At 63.3% G+C, this 25798-nt stretch carries 23 protein-coding genes; 12 read left to right on the top strand and 11 right to left on the bottom strand.

Annotated features, from left to right (window positions below):
• The first annotated feature begins 407 nt into the window (after positions 1-407).
• On the top strand, positions 408-710 hold the full coding sequence (locus AC3WQS_RS19340) for a DUF4193 domain-containing protein (protein ID WP_003942593.1): 303 nt from the start codon (positions 408-410) through the stop codon (positions 708-710).
• A gap of 80 nt (positions 711-790) precedes the next feature.
• Here the strand turns inward: AC3WQS_RS19340 and AC3WQS_RS19345 are convergent, their stop codons facing one another.
• Positions 791-1288: a DUF3093 domain-containing protein gene (locus AC3WQS_RS19345; protein ID WP_019748248.1), complete on the bottom strand. Its 498-nt coding sequence runs from the start codon at positions 1286-1288 to the stop codon at positions 791-793.
• A gap of 41 nt (positions 1289-1329) precedes the next feature.
• On the opposite strand from AC3WQS_RS19345, the gene dut reads away from it, so the two are divergent.
• Together dut and AC3WQS_RS19355 are read left to right on the top strand one after the other, a co-directional pair.
• On the top strand, positions 1330-1824 hold the full coding sequence (gene dut / locus AC3WQS_RS19350; RefSeq protein ID WP_003942635.1) for a dUTP diphosphatase: 495 nt from the start codon (positions 1330-1332) through the stop codon (positions 1822-1824).
• A 3-nt stretch (positions 1825-1827) separates the two neighbouring features.
• Positions 1828-2667, top strand: coding sequence for a DUF3710 domain-containing protein (locus tag AC3WQS_RS19355; protein ID WP_080910837.1), 840 nt, complete (start codon positions 1828-1830; stop codon positions 2665-2667).
• 11 nt (positions 2668-2678) lie between these two features.
• On the opposite strand, the gene AC3WQS_RS19360 is transcribed toward AC3WQS_RS19355, so the two are convergent.
• A complete protein-coding gene (locus AC3WQS_RS19360) occupies positions 2679-3404 on the bottom strand; it encodes an alpha/beta fold hydrolase (RefSeq protein WP_046378492.1) in 726 nt (241 codons plus the stop codon).
• A 138-nt stretch (positions 3405-3542) separates the two neighbouring features.
• On the opposite strand from AC3WQS_RS19360, the gene AC3WQS_RS19365 reads away from it, so the two are divergent.
• On the top strand, positions 3543-3917 hold the full coding sequence (locus AC3WQS_RS19365) for an OB-fold nucleic acid binding domain-containing protein (RefSeq protein ID WP_003942613.1): 375 nt from the start codon (positions 3543-3545) through the stop codon (positions 3915-3917).
• Positions 3918-3969: 52 nt separating this feature from the next.
• Entirely contained in the window at positions 3970-4683 is a 714-nt protein-coding gene (locus AC3WQS_RS19370; RefSeq protein WP_019748252.1) for a DUF3159 domain-containing protein, read from the top strand.
• Here AC3WQS_RS19370 and AC3WQS_RS19375 read toward each other — a convergent pair.
• From AC3WQS_RS19375 to AC3WQS_RS19385, 3 genes are all read right to left on the bottom strand, one after another.
• Positions 4676-4969, bottom strand: coding sequence for a GNAT family N-acetyltransferase (locus tag AC3WQS_RS19375; protein ID WP_019748253.1), 294 nt, complete (start codon positions 4967-4969; stop codon positions 4676-4678). The genes AC3WQS_RS19370 and AC3WQS_RS19375 overlap by 8 nt on opposite strands.
• A 33-nt stretch (positions 4970-5002) precedes the next feature.
• Positions 5003-5665, bottom strand: coding sequence for a potassium channel family protein (locus AC3WQS_RS19380; protein WP_003942632.1), 663 nt, complete (start codon positions 5663-5665; stop codon positions 5003-5005).
• Positions 5666-5751: 86 nt separating this feature from the next.
• Positions 5752-6417 (bottom strand): potassium channel family protein, encoded by a 666-nt coding sequence (locus AC3WQS_RS19385; RefSeq protein ID WP_019748254.1) that lies wholly within the window; start codon positions 6415-6417, stop codon positions 5752-5754.
• A 171-nt stretch (positions 6418-6588) separates the two neighbouring features.
• Between AC3WQS_RS19385 and AC3WQS_RS19390 the strand changes: the two genes are divergently transcribed.
• The 4 genes from AC3WQS_RS19390 (at position 6589) to AC3WQS_RS19405 (ending at position 12195) form a co-directional block, all read left to right on the top strand.
• Positions 6589-8583 (top strand): APC family permease, encoded by a 1995-nt coding sequence (locus AC3WQS_RS19390; RefSeq protein ID WP_007732857.1) that lies wholly within the window; start codon positions 6589-6591, stop codon positions 8581-8583.
• Positions 8584-8631: 48 nt separating this feature from the next.
• Positions 8632-9900 carry a class I SAM-dependent RNA methyltransferase gene (locus AC3WQS_RS19395; RefSeq protein ID WP_020907565.1) on the top strand — a complete coding sequence of 423 codons (1269 nt, stop codon included), beginning with the start codon at positions 8632-8634 and terminating at the stop codon, positions 9898-9900.
• 154 nt (positions 9901-10054) lie between these two features.
• Complete coding sequence (locus AC3WQS_RS19400; RefSeq protein WP_003942624.1) at positions 10055-10543, top strand: MarR family winged helix-turn-helix transcriptional regulator; 489 nt, start codon at positions 10055-10057, stop codon at positions 10541-10543.
• 5 nt (positions 10544-10548) lie between these two features.
• Complete coding sequence (locus AC3WQS_RS19405) at positions 10549-12195, top strand: MDR family MFS transporter (protein ID WP_019748256.1); 1647 nt, start codon at positions 10549-10551, stop codon at positions 12193-12195.
• 50 nt (positions 12196-12245) lie between these two features.
• On the opposite strand, the gene AC3WQS_RS19410 is transcribed toward AC3WQS_RS19405, so the two are convergent.
• Both AC3WQS_RS19410 and glsA read right to left on the bottom strand, forming a co-directional pair.
• Complete coding sequence (locus AC3WQS_RS19410; protein ID WP_019748257.1) at positions 12246-12911, bottom strand: SIMPL domain-containing protein; 666 nt, start codon at positions 12909-12911, stop codon at positions 12246-12248.
• A gap of 9 nt (positions 12912-12920) precedes the next feature.
• Positions 12921-14747 carry a glutaminase A gene (gene glsA, locus AC3WQS_RS19415; RefSeq protein ID WP_019748258.1) on the bottom strand — a complete coding sequence of 609 codons (1827 nt, stop codon included), beginning with the start codon at positions 14745-14747 and terminating at the stop codon, positions 12921-12923.
• A gap of 252 nt (positions 14748-14999) precedes the next feature.
• Between glsA and dxs the strand changes: the two genes are divergently transcribed.
• The gene (dxs, locus tag AC3WQS_RS19420) at positions 15000-16946 is read left to right on the top strand and encodes a 1-deoxy-D-xylulose-5-phosphate synthase (protein WP_019748259.1); all 1947 of its coding nucleotides are present in this window, start codon (positions 15000-15002) and stop codon (positions 16944-16946) included.
• A gap of 88 nt (positions 16947-17034) precedes the next feature.
• Here the strand turns inward: dxs and AC3WQS_RS19425 are convergent, their stop codons facing one another.
• Both AC3WQS_RS19425 and AC3WQS_RS19430 read right to left on the bottom strand, forming a co-directional pair.
• On the bottom strand, positions 17035-18477 hold the full coding sequence (locus AC3WQS_RS19425; RefSeq protein WP_019748260.1) for a sugar porter family MFS transporter: 1443 nt from the start codon (positions 18475-18477) through the stop codon (positions 17035-17037).
• 464 nt (positions 18478-18941) lie between these two features.
• Positions 18942-19958, bottom strand: a complete 1017-nt coding sequence (locus AC3WQS_RS19430; protein ID WP_020969505.1) for an iron-siderophore ABC transporter substrate-binding protein — start codon at positions 19956-19958, stop codon at positions 18942-18944.
• A gap of 124 nt (positions 19959-20082) precedes the next feature.
• Between AC3WQS_RS19430 and AC3WQS_RS19435 the strand changes: the two genes are divergently transcribed.
• On the top strand, positions 20083-20634 hold the full coding sequence (locus AC3WQS_RS19435) for a TetR/AcrR family transcriptional regulator (protein WP_029255269.1): 552 nt from the start codon (positions 20083-20085) through the stop codon (positions 20632-20634).
• A gap of 102 nt (positions 20635-20736) precedes the next feature.
• The gene (locus tag AC3WQS_RS19440; RefSeq protein WP_080910839.1) at positions 20737-22308 is read left to right on the top strand and encodes a GMC oxidoreductase; all 1572 of its coding nucleotides are present in this window, start codon (positions 20737-20739) and stop codon (positions 22306-22308) included.
• A 66-nt stretch (positions 22309-22374) separates the two neighbouring features.
• Here the strand turns inward: AC3WQS_RS19440 and AC3WQS_RS19445 are convergent, their stop codons facing one another.
• Both AC3WQS_RS19445 and AC3WQS_RS19450 read right to left on the bottom strand, forming a co-directional pair.
• Positions 22375-24480 (bottom strand): 3-hydroxyacyl-CoA dehydrogenase NAD-binding domain-containing protein, encoded by a 2106-nt coding sequence (locus tag AC3WQS_RS19445; RefSeq protein WP_047888396.1) that lies wholly within the window; start codon positions 24478-24480, stop codon positions 22375-22377.
• A complete protein-coding gene (locus AC3WQS_RS19450; RefSeq protein ID WP_279218999.1) occupies positions 24481-25701 on the bottom strand; it encodes a thiolase family protein in 1221 nt (406 codons plus the stop codon). It lies immediately after the preceding gene.
• Positions 25702-25798: the final 97 nt, after the last annotated feature.

Below are 25798 nucleotides of genomic sequence, written 5' to 3' on the forward strand. Positions count from 1 at the left end.
GGGCCGCTGGCGATCGCCCAACGGTAGTTGGGCAACTAGCGGGCAGTTTCTACCCGGATCCGGTCTGAAAATGTCGCCGAAAGGTCACAGCTTGCTCTTGCCTTGGTGACAATTCGCAGTCATTTTTCGGAAATTTCCGATTCGGTTACTACTTTCGTGCTCACGTCGGCTACTGTCTGGCGGCCCAGGTCGTTCAACTGGGCATCGGCCGGACGCCGAAATGACAACCAAATGAGGCGCAGATCACGTTCTCGGAAGGAACTTCCGGGCACTAATTCCAGTCCTGCAGCGTTATGCAGCGACAGGGAATGATCTGGATGCCACGGCGGTTTCCATGCGCATCAAGGATCTACCGGATTCTCGGCGCACACGGGACCGGGATACACGAAGAGGATGGGGTAGACGAGATGGCAACTGACTACGACGCACCGAGGCGTACAGAGTCCGACGAGGTTTCGGAGGACTCTCTCGAGGAGCTGAAGGCGCGACGCAACGAAGCGCAGTCAGCCGTCGTCGACATCGACGAGACGGACACCGCGGAGTCCTTCGAGCTGCCGGGTGCCGACCTTTCCGGCGAGGAACTCTCGGTTCGAGTTGTTCCGAAGCAGGCAGACGAGTTCACGTGTTCGAGCTGCTTCCTGGTTCATCACCGCAGCCGCCTGGCCAGTGATGCCAACGGACAGCTCGTATGCATGGACTGCGCTGCCTGATCTCCCTTCCCGGTGGTCGACCCGTCAGCTCGCGGGTCGACCAAGGGTCGGGAAGTACTGCTTTGCTGTGACCGCGCTGGTCAGCGATCCAGCGCAGCCAGCAGATCAGCGGGACGACGTGTGCTCACCAGCCAGTACGGCGTGGGATCCTCCGGGTCGTCGAGCACGATCAACACCATTGTCTTGACCCATGGGCGATGTTGGACGAACGCCGACGGATCGAGTTGGCGCCCCATCGCCGCACTCTTTGCGGAAGCCGGCACTGCTGCCGCCCGCGAAATCAGTTCGACCGGCAGGTGGGCTCGACCCACGTGCAGTTCTTTCACCCCTGCTGTCTCCACCACCTCGACGCGCATCCGGCTGAGCCAGAATGCCGCCCAGATCGGGATGGGGAGCAGCACGACGTACGCCAGGTACGAGAGAAGCCCCGGGCGGCCCATGTGGACCTCGGCCGCGAGGAGTCCGGCTACGGCCAGCCCGGCGATCCACCACCAGATCGGCACCCACAGGCGCTCGGAGAACAGCGTCGTGGACGGGGGCGTTGTGGTGGCGACGTCAGGTCGAGATGTTTCGGGCACCTGTCAAGGATAGTCCGTCGCTACGAGTAGTCTTGGCCCACGTGAGCGACCATCTCTCCATCGCCTTGAAGCGACTGGATCCAGACCTGCCCGTTCCACAGCGTGCGCATCCCGGAGATGCGGGTGTGGATCTGTGCTCCACCAGCGATGTCACCATCGAACCCGGCCACCGAACACTGGTCGGAACGGGGATCGCGATCGCTTTGCCGGTGGGCACCGTCGGGTTGATCCATCCGCGTTCCGGACTTGCCGCAAAATCGGGACTGTCGATCGTGAACGCGCCCGGAACCGTGGACGCGGGATACCGGGGCGAACTCAAGGTCTGCTTGATCAATCTCGATCCGGCCACAGCCATCGACATCCGCCGCGGTGACCGAATCGCTCAGCTCGTGGTTCAACGAGTCGAACTTCCGGTTTTCGAGGAAGTCGAGTCGCTGGACGACACGACCAGAGGAACCGGAGGCTACGGTTCCAGCGGCGGTCACGCGATACTCGATACCGATGCGCCTGGCGCGGTCGTCGGAGAGGGAGTCTGAATCATGTTCGGACGCAAGAAGAAGACAGACGTCGACGAGGAACCCACCAGCTTCTTCGGTGACGAGAACGACGAGTCGGTGGAGATCGACGAGGTCGAAGACGATCTCGACGTCGCCGGCGACGAGTTCGGTGACGAATCGGAAGGCCCCTACGACATCACGGAGATCGATTCCGACGATCCGACGGCAGGCCGTGACGGTCAGCGCCTGGATCTCGGTTCCGTTCTGGTGCCGATGCCGACCGGCGGACAGTTGCAGGTCGAGATGGCACCCAACGGTTCGCCGCAGGCCGTGCACCTGGTCACCGAACATGGCCGCATCACGGTTGCTGCATACGCCGCCCCGAAATCACCCGGTCAGTGGCGTGAGGTCGTTGCCGAGCTCGCGCAGTCGCTTCGCGACGACAATTCTGCGGTGAGCGTCGAGAACGGCCCTTGGGGCCGGGAACTGGCTGCCGTGACGGCCAACATGGACCTGCGGTTCATCGGCGTCGACGGTCCGCGGTGGATGGTGCGCTGCGTGGTAGCGGGTCCGAGCGGATCCACCGCCGCGAACACCCCTTTGGTGGCAATCGCACGCGACATCCTGCGCGACACCGTCGTCAACCGAGGATCAGAGCCGCATCCGGTGCGGACACCGCTGCCCGTCGTGCTCCCGCAGGTACTCGCCGAGCAGCTGGCGGCCGCACACGAGCAGCAGTTGGCAACAGCGCAGCAGCAACAAGTCGCCGCCCAGCAGCAACAGCAGTCAGCTCCGCCCGCTCCGCCGTCACCTCCAGCGCGACCGACCCCGCCGCCGCGTAGCGGCGAATCCGGTTCTGCCATGCAGCAATTGGGTCAGTAGCAGGTTTTCTTTCAGGCGCTCGCGGTGGTATCGGATTCGATCGCCGCGAGCGCTTTGATGCAGGTGGACCCGAGAACCGTGGGGTCGCGCCCGATCATGTCGAGCGTCGTCGTGGCGACTGCGCCGCGGGGGAGTGCATTCGCCCAGGCCTGCGCCACTGCCGCGGGATGAACCGGATCGTCCACCGCCGAAGCGATGCCGACCGGAATGCCCACCGCCTGTAACGCGCTCTCGCTGAGCGAGTGGTACGACGCCGCCTCGTCGAGCGCGGCCGGGAGATCGGGCCATTGAGAGCGCCAGGAGCGCTCGAGTTCGGCTCCGAGCCACGCCGGACTCGACGCGAGCATCGCTGCGATCACCGCCTCCAATCCTTCGGAGCGCAGTTGTGCTGCGGTGAACCTCGCGCTCGCTGCAGCGGGTGCGCCGTCCGCCGACCCGATCCAGGCCGGAAGCGCTGCCAACACACTAACGGTTCTATCGGGGTTCTCGGCGGCCCACTGGAGCGCCACGGCGGCCCCGATCGAGACGCCTCCGACGATGATTCGGCCGTGGGTGTCCGCGGCTCTGTCCATCGCGTCCAGATAGCCGTCCACGACACGCCGAGGGTCCGGTTCAATTGCGACGATGCGCACACCCAGAGCCGCTAGCGGCGCCCGGAATGCGCGGTCTGCGAAGTGGGCGTCAGAGCCTGTACCTGGGAGAACGACGGCAACGGTCGCCGATTCTGAGTTCTGCATCTTTTGATCTTGCCCGGTGCCCCCGAGACGCGGACTGACCGGTGTGGTTACACGCTCGTAATGGGTCTACAGTGGCGATCACACAGCCCTTCACGTGACGCGAAACCCTTGCGTCACACATGTTCGCAGGAGCGCGCAATGGCACCCGCCGCCGCAGGATATTTTCGTCGACTGACCCAGCGTCTGACCGAGGACGTCGACCAGTTGGACGCCCAGGAGATGGCCGAGTCCAACAAGGCTTCCGGAGGTCAGAAGGCCTGCGATTGTCGTCGCGGTGAAGAAGTCACGATGGTGGGCCGACTCCGCAGCGTCGACGCGTGTCCCAAGTCGGGAAATGCCAGCATCGAGGCCGAGTTCTTCGACGGCACCGAGGTGATCAATCTCGTCTGGATCGGGCGTCGCCGGATCCCGGGAATCGAGACCGGTAAGACCCTGCTGATCCGCGGTCGTGTGGGCGAGCGTGACGGTCGCAAGGCGATCTTCAACCCTTACTACGAACTGCGCGGCGAATAGGCGCGTTTCCCGCATTTACCGTGCAACTCGGTGACTGTGGCACCCTCGACAGGTGACTGAAACACAACAGCGATCGGTAATCGACCAACTCGGCGGGCTGAGTGGTCTGATCTATTCGTCTTTGCCGATTCTGATTTTTGTCCCGGTCAACAGCATCTGGAACCTCACCGCGGCAATCTGGGCCGCATTGGGCGTCGCTGTCGCTATCGCGGCCTGGCGCCTCTTCCGCAAGGATTCCCTCCAACCCGCAATTTCCGGGTTTCTCGGAGTCGGAGTTTCCGCGTTCATCGCCTATCGCACCGGCGATGCCAAAGGATATTTCCTCTTCGGTATCTACACGAGCCTCGCCTACGGTGCGGTCTTCCTGATTTCCATCCTCGTGCGCTGGCCCCTCGTCGGAATCATCTGGGGTTATCTCAACGGGCACGGCAATCTCTGGCGCAAGCACAGCTCCGCCGTCCGGCTCTACGACATCGCGACGGCGGCGTGGGCGCTGGTCTTCGGTGCACGGTATCTCGTTCAGTCACAGCTCTACGACACCGACCACACCGGATGGCTCGCAGTCGCGCGTATCGGCATGGGTTGGCCGTTGACCGGTTTGGTGCTGCTCGTGACGGTCTGGGCTGTGCGCAAGGCCGATCGCATCGTCGAGCCGGAACCGGTTGTCGAGCCCGAAAGCAGCGAGCCCACCGCAACGGACGCAGGGTCCGAAGAGGTGGGCTCGGTGAATCTGACGAAGCCGCGCGAAGACCGCGATCTCAGCTGATCAGGTCCTGGTACTCGGGGTGCTTGTCGAGAAACTTCACGACGTACGGGCAGACCGGGTGAACCTTGAGGCCACGGGCGCGTAGGTCGTCCAGAGCCTGGCGGACCAGAATCGCGGCCAGCCCGAAACCTTCGAAGGCCGGGTAGATCTCGGTGTGGTTGAACGAGACGACGTCACCGGACGTGGTGTAGTCCTCGATGCCGGCGAGGTCGCCGTCTGCATGGATCTCGTACCGGCTCTGGGCTGGATTGTCGGTGACTACGGTGTTTTCGGGTGCTTGTGCCATGTGATTCCCTTTCGTCGTCAGTGTGTTCGTCGGTCAGTTCTCCAGGCGGAGTGCAACGCGCAACTGATCCTCGGCGTCGACGGCCGCGACGAACAGGAGTTCGTCTCCACCTTCGATGGGATCGTCCATCTGCGGGACGATCACACGCCCGCCCCGCAGAATGGTGACCAGTGCGCAGTCCCGCGGAAGTTCGAGTTTCTTGACGGCTTTTCCGGCAAGAGGTGTGTTGTCGGGCAACGTGATCTCGACGAGATTGGCCTGCCCCTGCCGCAGTGTCATCAGTTTGACCAGGTCACCGACGGAGACGGCTTCTTCGACGAGCGAAGCGAGCATCCGCGGTGTCGAGACGGCGACGTCGACGCCCCACGACTCGTCGAAGAGCCATTCGTTGCGGGGATCATTGACGCGGGCGACAACTCGGCGAACGCCGAACTCGGTTTTCGCGAGCAGACTGAGGACCAGGTTGGCCTTGTCGTCTCCGGTTGCGGCGATCACGACCTCGTAGGACTCCATCGACGCGTCCTCGAGGCGGCTGAGTTCGCACGCGTCCGCGTGTACCCACTTCGCCTCGGGCACCGACTCCGGTTCGATGTGATCGAGTTTGCGCTCGATCAGCATGACGTCGTGTGAGCTTCGAATCAGCTCTCGCGCAATGGAGCGGCCTACTGCGCCGGCTCCGGCGATGGCGACCTTCATCGAGAACTTCCAATCACGTTGTAGTGCAACACAGTCGCAGGCTTGTTGTGAGGGGCGGCGTTCGGATCAGTCATCTGCGGCCTCCGTCAGTCGTCACTCGGCGGCGGGTTGCCGGCCAGTGCGATCGCTTCGGCGACAGTTCCCGATACCGCGGCGATGTAGACCTGGTCGTCGGCCTGGATGACGGTCTTGCGATCGGGGAGCACGCCGGTTCCGAATCGGATGATGAAGGCGACTCTCGAACTGGTCGCGCTCTCGAGTAGTGCGATCGGCTTGCCGGCCCAATCCTCGTGCAGGGCAAGTTCGGTAATCGCAACAGTGCCCGAAGGATCGCGCCACTTCGCGGTCTGACTTTCCTTGGTCAGCGTGTGAAGGAAGCGATCCGTCGACCACGGCACGGTCGCGACGGTGGGGATGCCGAGGCGCTCGTAAACAGCGGCACGCTTGGCGTCGTAAATACGCGCGACGACGCGTTCGACGCCGAAAGTCTCGCGTGCGACTCGCGCTGCGATGATGTTGGAGTTGTCTCCCGATGACACCGCAGCGAAGGCGTCGGCCCGCTCGATGCCCGCCCGGACCAGCACGTCACGGTCGAACCCCATTCCCAGAACCTTGGTTCCCGGGAAGTCGAGATCGAGACGCAGAAACGCACTCTGATCGCGGTCGATGACGGCGACCTCATGTCCGATCCTGGTCAGAGACGCGGCGAGGGAAGAACCCACTCGACCGCACCCCATGATGACGACATACACGCCCTACTCCGTTCATGGACCCTCATGGCGCGATTGCACGCCGAATCGAACGGTACAGCCCCTCACGGGAAGAGCAAGTACAACGGTCGCCTGCGTGCCGGGTGTCACGACAAAAGGTGAAGTTGGGGCTCTGATGACTCCGAATCGGGCGAGACGGCTTACGCTTTGCACGTGTCTAAGCTCTCGACCGCTACCAAGCGGCTCCTGCTCGGTCGGCCGTTCCGAAGCGACAAACTCGGGCACACGCTGCTACCCAAGCGAATTGCACTACCGGTCTTCGCGTCCGACGCGATGTCGTCCGTCGCGTATGCCCCCGAAGAAATCTTCCTGGTTCTCTCCGTCGCGGGTATTTCCGCGTATGCGTACACGCCCTGGATCGGATTGTCCGTCGCCATCGTCATGGCTGTGGTGGTGGCGAGCTACCGCCAGAACGTCCATGCATACCCGTCCGGTGGCGGCGACTACGAGGTCGCGACGGTCAACCTGGGCCCGACCGCCGGTCTGACCGTCGGTAGTGCGCTGATGGTCGACTACGTGCTGACGGTCGCCGTGTCGATCTCGTCGGCGGCGTCGAACATCGGCTCGGCTCTGCCGTTCGTCGCACAGCACAAGGTGTTGTTCGCGGTTGCGGCGATCGTGTTGCTGACCGCGGTCAACCTTCGCGGTATCCGTGAATCGGGGACCGCGTTCGCTATTCCGACCTATGCATTCATCGTCGGCATGTTCCTGATGCTCGGGTGGGGGTTCTTCCGGATCTACGTTCTCGGGGAGGACGTGCACGCGGAATCGTCGTCGTTCACACTCAACGCCGAGGATTCGCATCTGTACGGAATTGCCTTCGCGTTCCTGATCGCGCGCGCCTTCTCCTCGGGCTGTGCTGCCTTGACCGGCGTCGAGGCCATCAGTAACGGCGTACCGGCGTTCCAGAAGCCGAAATCGCGCAACGCGGCCACGACCTTGCTGCTGCTCGGGTCGATCGCCATCGTCCTGTTGATGGGCATCATCATCCTGGCTCAGAAGATCGGCATCGTCTACGCACACAATCCGCAGGAACAGCTGGTCGGTGCGCCGGAGGGTTACCACCAGAAGACCTTGATCGCGCAGATCGCCGAAGCCGTGTTCAGTGGTTTCCCGATCGGATTCTTCTTCATGGCGATCGTCACGGCACTGATCTTGGTTCTGGCTGCGAACACCGCGTTCAACGGATTCCCGGTACTCGGATCGATCCTGGCGCAGGACCGGTACCTACCGCGTCAGCTGCACACGCGCGGCGACCGACTGGCATTCAGCAACGGAATCCTCTTCCTCTCCGGTGCTGCGATCGCATTCGTCGTGGTGTTCGGCGCCGAGGTCACCAAGCTCATCCAGCTGTACATCGTCGGCGTCTTCGTCTCGTTCGTGCTCAGCCAGACGGGCATGATCAAGCACTGGACTCGGCATCTGAAGTCCGAGACCGACAAGGCACAGCGGGCCCGGATGCAGCGCTCGCGAGTGATCAATTCGATCGGTCTCGCAATGACCGCCACCGTCCTGATCATCGTTCTGATCACCAAGTTCGCTGCCGGCGCCTGGATCGCCATCGTCGCGATGGTCGCGATCTTCATCGTGATGAAGATGATCCGCAAGCACTACGACAGCGTCGCAGCCGAGCTCGAGGAGCAGGAGTGGGACGGCGTACTTCCCAGCCGCACGCACTCGATCGTGCTCGTCTCGAAGTTGCACATGCCGACGATGCGAGCTCTCGCCTACGCGCGAGCCACGCGACCGGACACCCTCGAAGCCATCACGGTCAACGTCGACGAGCCCGACACCCGTGCACTCGTGCGTGAGTGGGAGAAGAGCGACGTGACGGTTCCGCTCAAGGTGATCGAGTCGCCGTACCGCGAAATCACCAAGCCGGTTCTCGATTACGTCAAGCGTGTACGACGCGATGCTCCGCGTGATGTCGTCACCGTCTTCATTCCCGAGTACGTCGTCGGACACTGGTGGGAGCAGATCCTGCACAATCAGAGCGCGCTTCGTCTGAAGAGTCGTCTGCTCTTCCAGCCCGGCGTGATGGTGACCAGCGTTCCGTGGCAGCTGAGTTCGTCGGCAAAGGCAAAGCCGCTGGACATCGAGAAGACCGCAGGCGCCACGCGTCGCGGTTACGACACCGGCGAGAAATGATCACCGGCGAAAAATGATCGGCAACATCGAAATGGCAGGCGTAGTTCGTTGAGTGAGAATTGGACCGGGCAGACCTTCGAGGTCGATCTGGGCAACCCCGGTCACGGCGGGTTCGTCGTCGCCCGGCACGAGGGACGGGTCGTGTTCGTCCGTCACGGTTTGCCGGGGGAGCGGGCGCTGGTCCGGGTGACGGAGGACAAGGGCGGATCGTTCTGCCGCGCCGACGCGATCACAGTCCTCGACGCATCTCCGCATCGCATCGATCCGACATGCCCGATCTCCGGCCCGGGCGGGGCGGGCTGCTGCGACTACTCGCATGCGGATCTGAGTGTCCAACGTGAGATGAAGACCTCGGTCGTGCGTGAGCAGCTTCTGCGACTCGCTCGTGTCGAATCGGACGTCGCGGTAGAGGAACTACCTGGAACCGGAGACGGAACGGGTTGGCGCACGCGAGTCCGGTTGGCGGTGGACGGGCACGGGGTCGCGGGATACCACGCGTACCGGAGCAACCGGATCGTCACGGACCTGCGCTGCACCCAGATCGATCAGAGCGCGTACGACGGTCTCGGCGGTGCGCAATGGGCGCCAGGGAGCGAGCTGCAGGTCGTTCTCGACGCTGCCGGTCAGCGGCACGTCGTGGAAATTGCCGCACCCGCGGTGTCCAAGACGGGACGGCGGACGCCGGGGCGTCGCGGCGCGATGGCACGCCGAGCGGCGAGCGGCGGCCCGCGAAAGACCCGAGTGGCCATCGGATCGGACACAGTGATCGAGCGCGTCGGCAATCGAGAATGGGCGCTGGCCGCGACCGGTTTCTGGCAGGCCCATCGCGGCGCTGCGAACGCGTACTCACAGGTGGTCGGGGAGTGGGCCGGAGCCGCTACCGCGGACACGGCGTGGGATCTCTACGGCGGAGTCGGGGTTTTCGCATCCGTGCTCGCCGACCTTGTCGGGCCGTCCGGCGTGGTGGAGTCAGTCGAATCTTCGGCGCGCGCAGTCGCGGACGGGCGGGCAGCTCTGTCCGATCTCGGTCAGGTGCGCTTCCACAGCGCCCGCGTCGAGAACGTCATCGCGGATCTGGAGCGTTCGCCTGCCGTCGTCGTGCTAGACCCGCCACGTGCGGGAGCCGGCCGTCCGGTCGTGGAAGCTCTCGCAGCAACGGGCGCTGAACGGATCGTGCACATCGGGTGCGACCCGGCGTCGTTCGGCCGCGATATCGGTCTCTACCTGGAGCAGGGCTTCAGAATCGGCGGCCTCCGGGCGTTCGACGCCTTCCCTCAGACTCACCACATGGAGTGCATCGCGCTCCTCGAACGCTGACGCGTCCCGAAATCTTTCCCTGAAACGGTGTGACGCTTCTCGCGTTCAGAACAGTTGCTTGCATTACGCAACTAATCGTATAGTTTCGTTCTGCAAGTAGTTTTCCGTTTTCAAGTCACGGCTCGTTCGGGCCGCTCGAATTCAGGGGTAGGCAATGTCGGTACAGCCGGAGACGGCCCAGGCGCTCGTCGACACGATCTTCATGTTCGGCAGATCGCTGCGAGCCGCGGTCACCACCGGTGCAGACAGCCTGCTGCCGCCTGCGCTGGTCAGTGTGTTGTTCATGCTGGCAGCGCGTGGGGAGTGCCGACAGAACGAATTGGCCGTCGATCTATGTGTCAGTCAGTCGTCGCTCAGCCGACAAATGTCGGATCTGGTCGACGCGGGGTATGTCGAGAGAAATCCCGATCCGGCTGACAAGCGGGCGTTCCGCATCCGAGTATCGGAAGAGGGACACGACGTTTTACGGAGAACCACGCAGCGGCGTGCGGCGCGTTTGCGCAACATGCTCGAAGACTGGAGCCAGGAAGAGGCCATGGCCGCAGTGACATCGCTGCAACGTCTCAACGAGACGTTCGGCGCATCGAATCGGCAGGCCTCACCGGCAGTTCCGCACACGGGCGTAGAAAGTATTGGGAGATAAGGCACATGGCAGCAACAGTAGGAGAAACCCGGGCAAGTACCGGAGGTGACGGATCGGCTCGCGAAGCGGGCGCGATGACTCACCGCGAAATTCTCGAAGCACTCACCGGACTGATCGCAGCGCTGTTCACCGCGCTGCTCAGCAGCACCATCGTTTCGACAGCGCTTCCCACGATCATCGGTGAACTGCACGGAACTCAGACGCAGTACGCCTGGATCATCACCACGGCACTGCTCGCCACTGCGGCATCGACGCCGATCTGGGGCAAACTGGCCGACCTTTACAACAAGAAGGTCCTGGTCCAGACCGCGATCGTCATCTTCGTGATCGGCTCGGTCATCGCCGGCGCGGCGCACAATGTTCCGTTGCTGCTCGGTGCACGTGTCATCCAGGGCATCGGCATGGGCGGCCTGACCGCTCTCGTCGTAGCCATCATCGGCACGATCATCCCGCCGCGAGATCGCGGTCGCTACTCCGGATACATGGGTGCGGCAATGGCCGTCTCGATGTCCGGTGGACCGATCCTCGGCGGCGTCCTCGTGGACACTGCCGGCTGGCGCTGGTGCTTCTACGTGTGTGTTCCGTTGGCAGTCATCGCACTGTTCCTGCTTCAGCGCACACTGCATGTCGAGACCGTGAAGAAGGACAACGTCTCCATCGACTGGATGGGCGCCACCTTGCTCACCGCCGGTGTCAGCGTCCTGCTGATCTGGGTTTCGTTTGCCGGTCAGGACGACTACTACGCCTGGTTCTCGAAGGAGTCGGCCTTCTTCGTCATCGGTGGTCTGGCCCTGCTCGGCCTGACGATGTTCGTCGAATCCAAGGTCAAGGATCCGATCCTGCCGATCAAGATCATCACCGAGCGCACAACTGCTCTCGCGATCATCGCCTCGATCGCAGTCGGTGTCGGCCTCTTCGGCGCGACGACCTTCCTGACGCAGTACTTCCAGACCGCACGCGGATTCGATCCCACCGAAGCCGGATTGCTCACCATTCCGATGGTCGCAGGCATGCTCGTCGCCTCCGTCGGCTCGGGACAGCTGATCACCAAGTTCGGTCAGTGGAAGCCCTTCATCGTCGCCGGCGCGGTACTGCTGCTGGTCGGTTTCGGGCTGCTGTCGACGATCGACCACGCCACCAGCCTCTGGACCATCGGAATCTTCATCGCCATCGTCGGTCTGGGTACCGGCATGTTGATGCAGAACATCGTGCTCGCGGTGCAGAACACGGTCAGCGTCGAGAACATCGGTGCGGCCAGCAGTATCGTGGCGTTCTTCCGCACGTTCGGCGGCGCGATCGGCGTGTCGGTGCTCGGTTCGATTCTTGCGACTCGCGTCAAGACACTGACAGTCGATTCGGTCTCCACCTTGCCGCCCGAGCAGCAGGCAGTAGCTGGAAAGAGCCTCCAGGACGGCCTCGACCTGAGCAATATGCCTGACTTCGTCTCGCAGATCGTTCGGTTCGCCTACGGCGACGCAACAGGACGGATCTTCCTGGTCGCAGCCGTCGTCGCTGTGGTCACGCTCGTGTCGGTCATCTTCATCCCGAACCGTCCGCTGCGCACCACGATCGACATCGCGACTCCTGACGCCGAGCAGAAGTACGAAGAAGAGCGCGAAGAGAAGAACGAAGAGAAGAACCTCACTCGCTGATCCGCATGCCCGGCTGGTCTACCGCCGGCCGCGTCTTCTGAACAGTTCTGTCACGCCATAGCCCATCGAACGCGGACAGAGATCGATTCTTCGATCTCTCCGCGTTCGACGGCTATCGGGGCCGAATCCGCTTTCATCGCCGCGACACGTCCGCGCATCGGCACGATCTGGTCGAAGTCCTCGAGCACCTCGAGAACTTCGACCAGATCTTTGTCTGCCAGGTCTGCGAACTGTCTGGCTTTCGATTCGGCTGCCGTCCATGCCAATTCGCGTGCTTTTGTCGCCAGATCGCTGCGGTCGTCGAGGTCGAACTCGAGCCCGTCGAGCCGAATCGCGTCGCCGCCCACCGATACACACGCCGCGATGACGGCGGCGGGGGAGTTCGCCGCTTCCGGCTCCAGCTCTCGCAGTACGACTCGGAAAGTTGTCGATGCGGTGAATCCTGTTGTCTCCTGGCGGCCTCCGTCACTCCAGTGAGTCTGCGGATGGACGCTCAGCCCGGCGGTGGTGAGGTCCGCTCCGCGCACACCGCGCGCGTGCAGGGTCTCGGTCAGAGCAGTGGACAGACGCGCGACGGCGTCGAATGCGTCGGAAACGGCCGTCTGTGTCACCGATACTCCGATCGTCAGCCGCACGATGTCGGGAACAGCTGTTGCAGTGGCAGTTCCGGTCACCGTGACAGTGGACGGTTCCGAGGTGAGGGCGGTGGTCGGCATGTGTACTTCCTATCCGATTCGTCCGGCGGATATGACACTCCGCAACATCAGGTCCAATTGCTCGTAGGCTCCCGCAGCCAGTCGTTCGAGAAGCGCAAGTTTCAACTCGGGTGCCTGTGCGGTCAGTTCTGCATATCGCTCCGGAGTCAGCACGGCCACGGTGACCGTGGAATCGGCGCGGATGTCGTTGAGGAACGGAGTGTCGAGGAACATCGTCATCTCGCCGAACGTCATTCCGGCGGAGAGCGTCGTGATGCGGTGCTCGACCCCGTGCGCGTCGGTGAACATGGTGCTGACCTGGCCACTGAGAATCAGGTAGAAGCCAGACGCCGATTCACCTCGGCGGGCGATCTTCTCGCCGCGGGCATAGGTACGGGTCTCCAACTCTGCCGAGAATCCCTCGATCTGTGCCGCGGACAGAGCATCGAGAACTGGGTGGTCCTCGATCGAGATCGTCGACGCCTGCCGTTCGGCCTCACAATGCACCGCAAGCAACGTGTCTTCGCACCACTGCATGGCGGAATCGAGATCCGCAAAAACCCGACCACTTCTTCTGGCGGGGTCGATGCTCGAACTTCGTTGTCCCAGCAGTCCTTGCGGATCGACGACGGCCACCGCACAAGCCTGCTCGGCCAGTTGAACCTGCAGCGCGGTGATCATGCGTACTGCGACGTCGCTTGCGTCGTCGACACGGCGGACGTCGATGACTACAACTTCGAGGCCCTCGTCCACCGAGCCGATTTCGCGGACCGCCGATTCGGCACCGGTGAAGAGGAGATCGCCGTGCAGTTCGTAGACCCGGCTGCGCTTGCCGACGTCGTCGAGCACAGCCTGTTCGGTCGGGGTGCGTCGTACTCGCGACGGTGCTTCGATGACGCTGTACCTGGCCCGGATCGACGAGCGTGACGCCCGCGTCACGTGGAGGAAGTGCAGTTCGAGTTCCTTCGACAGTGCGCGGGCAGACGCAACTCCGCGAACGCTGTTTCCGTGAACGTCGAGCCTGGGGGAGTACACCGCGATGCCGATCTGGCCAGGCAGAACCGCCAGGACTCCGCCGCCGACGCCGCTCTTGGCCGGCAATCCGACCTCTACCAGCCACTTGCCGGCACCGTCGTACATTCCGCACGTAGCCATGACGCTGAGGACCTGTTCGACGCCCGCGGGAGCCAGCGCGCGCTCGTGGGTGAGCGGATTGACACCGTTGTTCGCCATCGTCGCAGCCATCAGACTCAGGTCGCGGCAGGTCACGTCGATCGAGCATTGACGGAAATACAGGTCGACGGCCTCGTCGGGATTGCCGGTGATGACGTCGAAGGATCGCAGCATGTGTCCGATCGCGCGGTTGCGGTGACCGGTGCGCGCCTCGGAGGTGTAGACCGACTCGTTGAATGCCAGTTCGCGGCCCGCGTACCTCGAGTACGCCGAGCGGATGCGCTCGAAGCGGGCCTCGGGATTCGGGCCGGCGACCAGTGATGCAGCGGTGATCGCCCCGGCATTGATCATGGGGTTTCGTGGCCGTTCGGTGAGCGGGTCGAGGCTGATTTCGTTGAACGGCTCGCCGGATGGTTCGACGTCGATTTTCGCGGCAACCGCCTCGCTTCCCCGATCGGCGAGAGCCAAGGCGTAGGTGAAGGGTTTCGAGATCGACTGAATGGTGAACGGGATTCGCGAGTCGCCGATCTCGTAGACGTAACCGTCGACGGTGGCGATGCAGATTCCGAACGAATCGGGGGCGACCGCAGCGAGTTCGGGGATGTAGTCGGCCAACTCGCCCTCGTCGAGTGATCGGACTTCGTCGAACACTCGCGTTATAAGGTCTTCGACCACAGTTCCCATATGTCGACCTTAAGCCGACATGGCGGTCGTTTTGTGGAACAAGAGTTGTCGAGTCGATTGCGACGGATCCCATTTGTCTGTGATTGCGATCACGAGCGATCCGTGGGATTTCGCTGTTACGCGAAGTCACACCGGATTCGGGCCGAGTCCGCGTGTCGGTTCGCCGGAACGCTCCGTAGACTGGCAGCACTGTCGCGAAGACAGCCGCGGCGCGCACCGGTGCAGCTGTGAAGCACGGAGGGAGCGATCTCGTTGGGTGTTCTTGCCCGCATTCAGGGTCCTGACGATCTACGTCAGTTGAGCCACGCCGAGATGACGGAGTTGGCCGACGAGATTCGTGAGTTCCTCGTGCTGAAGGTCGCTGCGACCGGTGGTCACCTCGGGCCCAACTTGGGCGTCGTGGAGTTGACCCTCGCACTGCACCGAATTTTCGACTCGCCGCAGGACGCGATCATCTTCGACACGGGCCATCAGGCCTATGTGCACAAGATCCTCACCGGTCGTCAGGATCAGTTCGACACTCTGCGTAAGCAGGGCGGACTGTCCGGGTATCCGTGCCGCGCCGAGAGCGAACACGACTGGGTCGAGTCTTCTCACGCTTCCGCCGCGTTGTCCTATGCCGACGGCCTCGCGAAGGCCTTCGCGCTCACGGGCCAGAATCGCCACGTTGTCGCCGTCGTCGGTGACGGCGCCCTGACCGGCGGAATGTGTTGGGAAGCCCTCAACAACATCGCAGCCGGAAAAGACCGTTCGGTGGTGATCGTCGTCAACGACAACGGCCGCTCGTACGCGCCGACCATCGGCGGCCTCGCCGACCATCTTTCGGCACTGCGCACCGCACCGAGTTACGAGCGCGCCCTCGACAGTGGCCGACGCATGGTCAAGAGACTGCCCTGGGTGGGGCGCACCGCGTACTCCGTCCTGCACGGAATGAAGGCGGGTCTCAAGGACGCTGTCAGCCCTCAGGTCATGTTCACCGATCTGGGTATCAAGTACCTCGGACCGGTCGACGGACACGACGAAGCCGCCATGGAATCGGCGTTGCGCCGGGCGAAGGCCTACGGCGGACCGGTCATCGTGCATGCCGTCACTCGTAAGGGCAACGGTTACGCACACGCCGAGAACGACGTGGCCGACCAGATGCATGCCACCGGCGTCATCGATCCCGTCACCGGTCGCGGCACCAAGTCGTCCGCGCCGGACTGGACGTCGGTCTTCTCGGCCGCATTGATCGAGCAGGCTTCACGTCGTGAGGACATCGTCGCCATCACCGCGGCGATGGCCGGGCCCACCGGCCTCGCGGCCTTCGGTGAGAAGTTCCCCGATCGGATCTTCGACGTCGGTATCGCCGAGCAGCATGCGATGACCTCGGCCGCCGGTCTTGCACTTGGCGGCCTTCACCCCGTCGTTGCTATCTACTCGACCTTCCTCAATCGGGCTTTCGACCAGTTGTTGATGGACGTCGCACTGCTCAAACAACCGGTGACAGTCGTGCTCGACCGCGCCGGGGTCACCGGAGTCGACGGCGCCAGCCACAACGGCGTCTGGGATCTTTCGCTGCTCGGAATCATCCCGGGGATTCGCGTCGCGGCACCGCGTGATGCAGACACACTGCGGGAAGAGTTGGACGAGGCGCTTCTCGTCGACGACGGCCCAACGGTCGTACGGTTCCCGAAGGGTGCTGTACCCGAAGCGATTCCGGCAGTGAAGCGACTCGACGGAATGGTCGACGTCCTCAAGGCCAGCGAGGGTGAGCGCGGCGACGTGCTCCTCGTCGCGGTGGGCCCGTTTGCATCCTTGGCGCTCGAGATTGCCGAGCGGCTCGACAAGCAGGGCATCTCGGTTGCCGTCGTTGATCCGCGATGGGTTCTGCCGGTCGCGGATTCGCTGGTGAAGATGGCGGACAAGTACGCCCTCGTGGTCACCATCGAAGACGGCGGTCTGCACGGCGGCATCGGTTCGACGGTCTCGGCCGCGATGCGTGCTGCCGGAGTGCACACGTCGTGCCGCGACATGGGCGTTCCTCAGCAGTTCCTCGATCACGCCAGCCGCGAAGCCATCCACAAGGAACTCGGACTCACGGCTCAGGACCTCTCCCGCAAGATCACCGGCTGGGTGGCGGGGATGGGCAGCGTCGGCGTCCACGTCCAGGAAGACGCGTCGTCGGCTTCGGCTCAGGGCGAAGTCGCGCAAGGCTGACGGCTCGTCTCACGATAATCTCGAAAAGCGGTGGCCCTCGGATCAATCCGAGGGCCACCGCTTTTCGGTGTGAAACCGTGAGATCTCGCTACTGGACGGATTCGAGTGTGCTGCCTCGTGTTTCCTTCACGAATCGCAGGACGACGAACAGTGACAACGCTGCCATGACGGCGTAGCCGGCGTAGGTGTACGACAGATTCCAATCGGCCAGTGCCGGGAACGTCCAGGAGACCAGGAAGTTCGCGACCCAGTTGGTGGCGGTCGCAATTCCTACTGCTGCAGCACGCACGCGATTGGGGAACATTTCGGAGATCAACACCCAGACCACCGGGCCCCAGGACAGAGCGAAGAAGAACACGAATGCGTTCGCACCGATAAGTGCGACAGTCGCGTTGGCTCCGGTCAGCGTGGCCACAGATTCGCCGATCTCGTTCTTGGTCACTGTTGCCGAATGGAAACAGAATGCCGCGGTGCCCAGTGAGATGGCCATACCGGCGGAACCGACCAACAACAGCGGTTTTCGACCGACCCGGTCGATGACGGCGATGGCGACAAACGTACCGACGATGTTGACCAAGGCGCTCACGACGCTGATCAGAAGGGAGCGGTCGGCGCCGAATCCCACTGCCTGCCACAGGGTGCTGGAGTAGTAGAAGATCACATTGATACCGACCAGTTGCTGCAGTGCGGCCAACGCGATACCGACCCACACGAGGTGGGAGACGCCGAGCCGCTTCGAGAAGAGTTGGCGGACCGTGGTTTTGGCTTGCTTCTCGCTGAGCGAGTCGCGGATCTCGTTCATCCGCTCGGTGACGGCGTCGTGATCGCCGCCTTCCAGGTCGGAGATGATCTTGCGAGCGCGATCGTCCTTGCCCTGCGCTACGAGGAATCGCGGCGACTCGGGAATCGTGGTCGTCATGATCAGATACAGAACTGCGGGAACGGCTTCGAGCATCAACATCCACTGCCAGGCCTCGAGGCCCGCGATCTGATTGCGATCGCCACCGGCCGCGGCCTGGAGTGCGTAGTTGACCAACTGCGACACGGCGATTCCGAGAACGATCGCCAATTGGTACATCGAACCGAGACGGCCGCGAATCGCAGCGGGAGAGATCTCCGCGATGTACGCCGGAGCGATGACCGATGCGAAACCGACGGCCAGGCCGCCGACCACGCGCCAGAACGTGAGGTCGTAGACGCTGAACGGAACTGCGGAACCGACGGCGCCGATTATGAACAACACCGCGGCTATTTGCATGACGCGGATGCGGCCGAGGCGATCTGCGAGTGTGCCTGCGATCCAGGCGCCGAGTGCTGCGCCGAGCAGAGTCAGTGAGACCGTGAGCCCGGTGCCCGAGGCGCCGATGTCGTACTTGTCTCGGATCGCACCGACTGCCCCGTTGATGACGGCGGTGTCGTATCCGAACAGAAAACCGCCGAGCGCGGCGGCGCCGGCGAAGAGCACTGCATGTCCGACGTCGGCGCGAGTAGCGCCGGATCCACCGCCGGAGGCGGTTCCGCTGAATGCCATTCCTGCCCCCTCAAAGGCCCTACGGTCGACACCCCGATGCGTCGATCCATCCGCGAGCACTCTGCACGCTACGCCCACCGGACGAGATTTGGCGGGGACTCACGCGCCGTTATCCAGCTGAGTCCATTCCCAGGTCGAAACAACCGGACGCAGAGACAAGGTATTGATTGCAGTCATTATGCATACAATAATGTCGGTGCAGGTGAGGGCGGTTTACTTACCCGCGAGACTCTCAGCTTTGGCTGCGATGTCCTCGAGATCCTTTGCCATGAATTTCCGGTCACTCGCGCGCCCAATCGACCGAATACCGCTGTGAAGATCTTCGAGATACGTGAAGTGGATTCGGATTCCCCGGAGAAGTACATCTCGAGGATCGTGCCCGTGGCGTCAGGCTTCAGTGTGAACCCGCTCGTGTAGTTCATGCCGTGGGAGTTGGCTTTGAGGGTGTCGTGAAAATCCCGTTTCTAGGCGGTCGCGCGCTTTGCGGCTTCACTCAACGTCGGTGTGATCTGGCCGAGGACCCAAGGCGTGCTCAGGACGTTGACGTTGCTCAGTCCGCCGATGACGCGGGTGTCGCTGAGGAATGCGGTGGATCCGCGTTTGACCGCGTCGAGTCCACCGACTGCGGGTATGCCGGACGGATCACCGGAGCCGTCGGTGAAGCCGACGATCACGTCGGCGTCGATGTCGGCGATGTTCTCGTAGGAGATCGTCTTGAAGAACGATCCACCTGCATTGTCCGCGGCGAGCTTCTCGACGCCCGGCGCGTTGACGAATCCGAGTTCCGTCAGCACCTGGACCCGCGGGTCGGTGGGCAGATAGACGTTGATGTTGCTCGAATCGGTGTCGAAGTTGACCACTGCCAATGTCTTTCCGGCGAACTCCGGGTGGGCTGCGGCGGTATCGGCGAGAGTCGCGTCGAGGCCGTCGACGAGCTTCTCGGCCTCTTCGCTCTTGCCGACTGCCTTGCCGACGATGCGGGTCTGGTCCTGCCAGGACGTCTGCCACGCTGCGCCGGGATAAGCGGCCGTCGGTGCGATCTTGCTCAGTTGGTTGTAGACGGATTCCTCGAAGCCCTCGTACGGCGCCAGGATGACGTCGGGGGTCAACGACGCGATGGACTCGATCGGCGGTTCTCCGCTGGCCGGCATGTCGAAGAGCGTTGTCTTGTCCGCGTCGAAGTAGTCCTGGGCCCAGGGCATGACGCCGTTGTCGTCCGCACCGTAGGTGTACTTGGGCTGTCCGACCGGAGTCAGATCGAGTGCGTACAGGATGTCCTGCGCGTTCCATCCGAGGGTGACGAGGCGCTCGGGCTTCGAGTCGATGGTCGTGGTGCCGAAGGTGTTCTCGATGCTGACGGGGAATCCGTCCGTACCTTGGGATGTCGTGGATGTGCCTGAATCCGAGGAGCACGAGACAAGTGCGGTGACCGCGATTGCAGCCGCACCGAGGGCAGTGAAGCCCCGAACAGATGTTTTCATGAAGGGCAGCCTAACCTACTGAATTTCGGCAGCCAAACGAAACCGATCGTGCCGTTTATGCAGGTGGGAGTCGGATCTCGACCGCGCTTCTCAGGGCGCCGTTTCGGTGGGCGATACTTTCCTCGTGCGATCACAGCAGAAGATTCTCGGCGCCGCCCTCGGGCTGATCGAAGGTGGCGGATTCGAGGCTGTGAACATTGCCGCAGTTGCCACCGCGGCCGGTGTCTCGCGCCAGACGGTGTACTCGATTTTCGGTACACGTGAAGAGGTCGTCTCCCAGGCGATGGGCGGTCTCGCTGTCGAGGTTCTCGGGGAGATCACGGCACAGGTGGAGTCGGTTGACACGGCGTGCGACTACGTCGTCGAATTCATCGTTGCCGCGCGAACTGCCGTGCGTGCTCACCCGGTGCTCGCGACTCTGCTCCTCGCCGAGCGGGGAAACCCTGTCTTCGATCTCGAAATGATGAGTCGAGCAATACCTTTCGCTGGTCAGATGCTCGCCCCTATGGTCGAACGTGGCCTCGCCACGGAGGCGGAGTTGGATGAGATAGTGGAAATTGCCGTGCGACTGGGGCTTTCGGTTGTTGCATTCGACAGTGACCTCGTCCATTCCGATGACTCCTTGCGGGCCTTTCTCTCGAGGTGGCTCGGGCCCGCAATCCGGTCGACCTCGTAGTTCCTCGCCTGCTCCGCCAAAACCTTGACACTCGAGCGTCAGAGTGTCTAGTTTTGGCGTGCCCGGAATTCTCTGGCGACATTCTTCGAGGGAGCACCAGTCATGTCCGGAGTGAAACGTAGATCGTTCTTGGCCGGTACGGCCGCCGTGGGAGTCGCGATGATGGCGCCACGCACTGCCAAGGCTGCAACAGGGATTCCGCTGACACGTGAAGTGCACCGTGTCGTGGTTATCGGTTCGGGGTTCGGCGGAGGGGTGACGGCACTTCGCTTGGCCGAGGCCGGGGTTCCGGTCACCCTGCTGGAGAGAGGGATTCGGTGGCAGACCGGGCCGAATGCCGAAACTTTTCCGCATCCCGCCAGTCCGGACAAGCGTATTCTCTGGCATCAGTCCAACCCGACTCTGTTCGGCAGGCCGGCGATCTTCGAGCCATACGCGGGTTTGTTGGAGACGGTGACCGGTGAGAACATGACCGCGATCTGCGCAGCCGGGGTGGGCGGCGGATCGCTTGTGTACCAAGGGATGACGCTGCAACCGGAAGAAGCGGTCTTCAACACGCACTTTCCGGAGGAGCTCGATTACGCACGAATGGACCGCGTCCATTACCCGCGGGTGGCGCGAATGCTGCAAGTGGAAACTGCACCCGACGAACTGATTTCCAGCCCGAACTACGAGGCGGCACGTGTATTCGCGCGTAACGCAACGCGTTCCGGTCTACCCGTGTCGAAGATTCCGATGCCGATCGACTGGAACTACGCGTTGGCCGAACTGAGGGGTGAGATGAAGCCGTCGTACACCAACGGTGACGGCGCGCTCGGTGTCAACAACGGGGGCAAGCATTCGGTGGATGTCACCTACATTGCGGCAGCGGAAGCGACCGGATTGGTGAATGTGGAGACTCTGCACCAGGTCACCGATGTCGAGCGGGCGGCCGACGGACGGTGGCGTGTGTACGTGGACCGGACCGACATTTCCGGCAAGATTCTCGAGAACAAGATTTTGACGACGGATGCGCTCGTGATGGCTGCCGGCAGCATGAACACCACCAAACTCCTGGTCCGCGCCGCAGCAACGGGGCGGATCACGGATTTGCCCGACGAACTCGGCGCGGGATGGGGGACCAATGCCGACCGGATCTACATCTGGTCGGATCTCGCGGAGAATTTCGGTGCGACACAGGGCGGGCCGGTCGTCTACGGCAGCCGGAACTGGGACGACCCGCATAACGCGTTCACCGTCATTCAGGCGTCGTTCCCGCCGGTGGCGTTCGACGCTCACAGCACGGTGATGGTCGGATTCGGGGTCAGCAGCGACCGAGGTCGGTTCGTGTACGACTCAGCGCGAGGCGAGGCGGTGCTCCGTTGGCCGAGGGATGGCGACTCTGCGATCCAGCAAGGCCACATCGGACCTGCGGCCCAGCGGATCGCGGCAGGAGGACTGCTCACCGACACCAACGCGTTACTGCCGTCCACCTGGCATCCCCTCGGCGGTGCCTGCATGAACTCGGTGTGCGATCTTGATGGTCGGGTTCTGGGCCAGCGGGGGTTGTACGTGCTCGACGGCGCTCTGTTGCCGGGGAACTCCGCTGCGTGCAATCCGTCGATGACTATCGCCGCCGTCGCAGAGCGTGCGCTCGAGAACATCGTGAAAGACGATGTGGGAACCCTATTCTGAACCTGCGCAAACGCCACGGACGGCGCACCCGAAGGCGCGCCGTCCGTGACGGGTCGATCGACTGACTCAGACGCTGGCAACACCAGGTGCGAGGAAGCGCTTGCCGTTGACAGCCTCGGAGGTACCGGTCCGGTCAAGGTACGGCGTGATGCCGCCGTTCCAGAATCCGAACCCGCCGCCGAGCAGCAGGCAGAGGTCGATGTCCTCGGCTGCCGCTACGACGCCCTCGTCGAGCATGATCTGAATTTCCTCGGCAAACGCACGACGTGTGCGCTCGAGGACCTCTTCCGAAGTGGACACCTTGTCACCCTGCGGCCACAGTGCGGCGACCTCGGGATCGACGGCCTGACCGTTCTCGCCCCAGGTCCACACGCCGGGCTTGCGAGCCTCGACGAGTGCTTCGAGTCCAGGTGAGCTCTTGAACCGGTCCGGGTACGACTCCTGCAGGGTCTCACCGGTGTGCAGAGCCACTGCGGGTCCGACGAGGGCCAGCAAGGTGAACGGCGACATGGGCATGCCGAGTTCGGCGATGGCGTTGTCCGCGACGTCGAAGGGGGTGCCTTCGTCGACGGCGGACATGACCTCACCCAAGGTGCGGGTGACGAGGCGGTTGAAGACGAAGCCGGCCTTGTCGCCGCACAGGACAGCAGACTTCTTCAGTGACTTCGCGGTGGCGAAAGCCGTTGCGAGCGTAGCGTCGTCGGTCTTGCTGCCCTTGATGATCTCGAGGAGTGGGAGAACGGCAACCGGGTTGAAGAAGTGGAAGCCCACCACGCGCTCGGGATGCTTCAGCTCGGACGCCATCTCCGTGATGGAGAGCGACGAGGTGTTGGTCGCGAGGATGGTTTCGGGAGCGATGAACTGCTCGAGTTCCGCGAAGACCTTCTTCTTGACGTCCATGTTCTCGAAGACGGCTTCGATGACGAAGTCGGTCTTGGCAAACGCGGCCTTGTCGAGTGAGCCGGAGACGAGCGCCTTGAGGCGGTTCGCAGCGTCGGGGGACAGGCGTCCCTTGCCCTGGAGCTTCTCGATTTCGGTGTGGACGTAACCGACACCCTTGTCGATGCGCTCCTGGTCGATGTCGGTCAGGATGACCGGCACCTTGAGCTGGCGGACGAAGAGCAGTGCGAGCTGGCTGGCCATGAGACCGGCACCGACGATGCCGACGCCGCTGACCTTGCGGGCGAGCGAGCGGTCGGGTGCTCCGGCGGGGCGCTTGGCGCGCTTGTTCACCAGATCGAAGGCGTACAGACCTGCACGGAGTTCGTCGGTCAGGAGGAGATCGGCAAGAGCCTCGTCCTCGGCCGCGAAGCCCTTGTCGAGCGAGGCGGCATCGGTGATGTCGGTACTGCGAGCCAGTTCGAGCAGCTCGACGGCCTTGACGGCGCCGGGAGCGTTGCCCTTGGTCTTGCCGTCGACGATCGCCTTCGCACGAGCGATCGCGTCGTCCCAGCCCTGGCCACGATCGATCTCGGGGCGAGCGGGGGTAACTGTGCCGGCGAGGACCTGCGACGCCCAGGCGAGGGACTGCTCGATGAAGTCGGCAGAATCGAGAACGACGTCGACGACGCCGAGTTCGAGTGCCTTCTTGGGGGAGAGCACCTTGTTCTGGTTCAGCGAGTTCTCGATCACCACGGTGACGGCGTTCGACGGGCCGACGAGGTTGGGGAGCAACTGCGTTCCGCCCCAACCGGGGACCAGGCCGAGGAATGCTTCCGGAAGACCCAGTGCGCCCGCATTGGCGGCAACCGTGCGGTAGTGGCTGTGCAGGCCGACCTCGAGGCCGCCGCCCAGAGCGACACCGTTGATGAAGGCGAACGTGGGAACGGACGACTCACGCAGGCGTCGGAACACCTTGTGACCCAAGCGGCCCAGCTCGAGTCCCTGCTCGCGAGAGGTGATCGCGGGAACACCCTTGAGGTCCGCGCCGGCGGCGAAGATGAACGGCTTGCCGGTGACGGCGATGGCAACCGGGTTGGCTGCAAAGGCTTCGTCGAGGGCAGCGTCGAATGCTGCGAGTCCGCCGGGACCGAATGACGACGGCTTGGTGTGGTCGAAGCCGTTGTCGAGGGTGATCAGTGCAAACGGGCCCTCGATGCCGGGGACCGAGATGATCTTCGTGTAGGCGTTCGTCACGACCTCGTCGGCGAATGCTGTTGCAATATCAGACATTTAGTTAACCCCTGCCTGGTAGTCAGCGTGGTTCGGGTTCTCCCAGATGACGGTGCCGCCCATGCCGAGTCCGATGCACATGGTGGTCAAGCCGTAGCGCACGTCGGGACGCGCCGCGAACTGGCGGGAGAGCTGCGTCATCAGGCGAACGCCCGAGGAAGCGAGGGGGTGGCCACACGCGATGGCGCCGCCCCACTGGTTGACGCGCGGGTCGTCGTCGGCGATTCCGTAGTGCTCGAGGAACGCGAGGACCTGAACGGCGAACGCCTCGTTGATCTCGAAGAGTCCGATGTCCTCGATCTTCAGGCCGGTGCGTGCCAGGAGCTTCTCGGTGGCGGGAACCGGGCCGATGCCCATGACGGCGGGGTCGACGCCCTGGTAGGCGAAGCCCACCATGCGCATGCCGACCGGCAGGCCGAGCTCGGCTGCGGTGTCCTCACCGGCGAGCAGTGCTGCGGTGGCGCCGTCGTTGAGTCCGGCGGCGTTACCGGCGGTGATTCGTCCGGCCGGGCGGAACGGCGTCTTGAGCTTCGCGAGATCTTCGACGGTGGTTCCGGGGCGCGGCGGCTCGTCTTCGGTGGCCAGACCCCAGCCCGCGGAACTGCGGGTGGCGACGGGGACCAGGGTGTCGGCGATGAAGCCGGCCTTCTTGGCAGCGTCGTACTTGTTCTGGCTGTTGACGGCGTAGGCGTCCGTGCGGTCCTTGGTGATGGTCGGGAACCGGTCGTGCAGGTTCTCGGCGGTGTTACCCATCACGAGGGCGCTCGGGTCGACCAGGCGGTCGGCGAGGAAGCGCGGGTTGGGGTCTGCGCCCTCACCCATCGGGTGGTGGCCCATGTGCTCGACGCCACCGGCGATCACGACGTCGTACTGGCCGAAGCCGATGCCCGACGCGGTGGTGGTGACGGCGGTCATCGCGCCGGCACACATGCGGTCGATGGCGAATCCTGGAACGGTTTCGGGGAGACCGGCGAGGATCGCAGCGGTGCGGCCGATGGTCAGGCCCTGGTCACCGGTCTGCGTGGTGGCTGCGACAGCCACTTCGTCGATCCGTGCGGGATCGAGCTGCGGGTTACGGCGAAGCAGCTCACGAATCGCCTTGACGACGAGATCGTCTGCGCGCGTGTCGGCGTACATGCCTTTCGGGCCGGCCTTGCCGAACGGGGTGCGAATGCCGTCGACGAAGACGACGTTGCGTTGGTTGTTTGTGGATGGAGCCACGCGAATTCCTCCTGATGGAGCTGCCCACCACTCCGAAGTGCGGTGAGACGTTGGTTCGGCGATCACGGCCAGGCGTCCGGCCTCGTATCGAGCGTAC

The organism is Rhodococcus sp. FW305-130 (assembly GCF_058788335.1).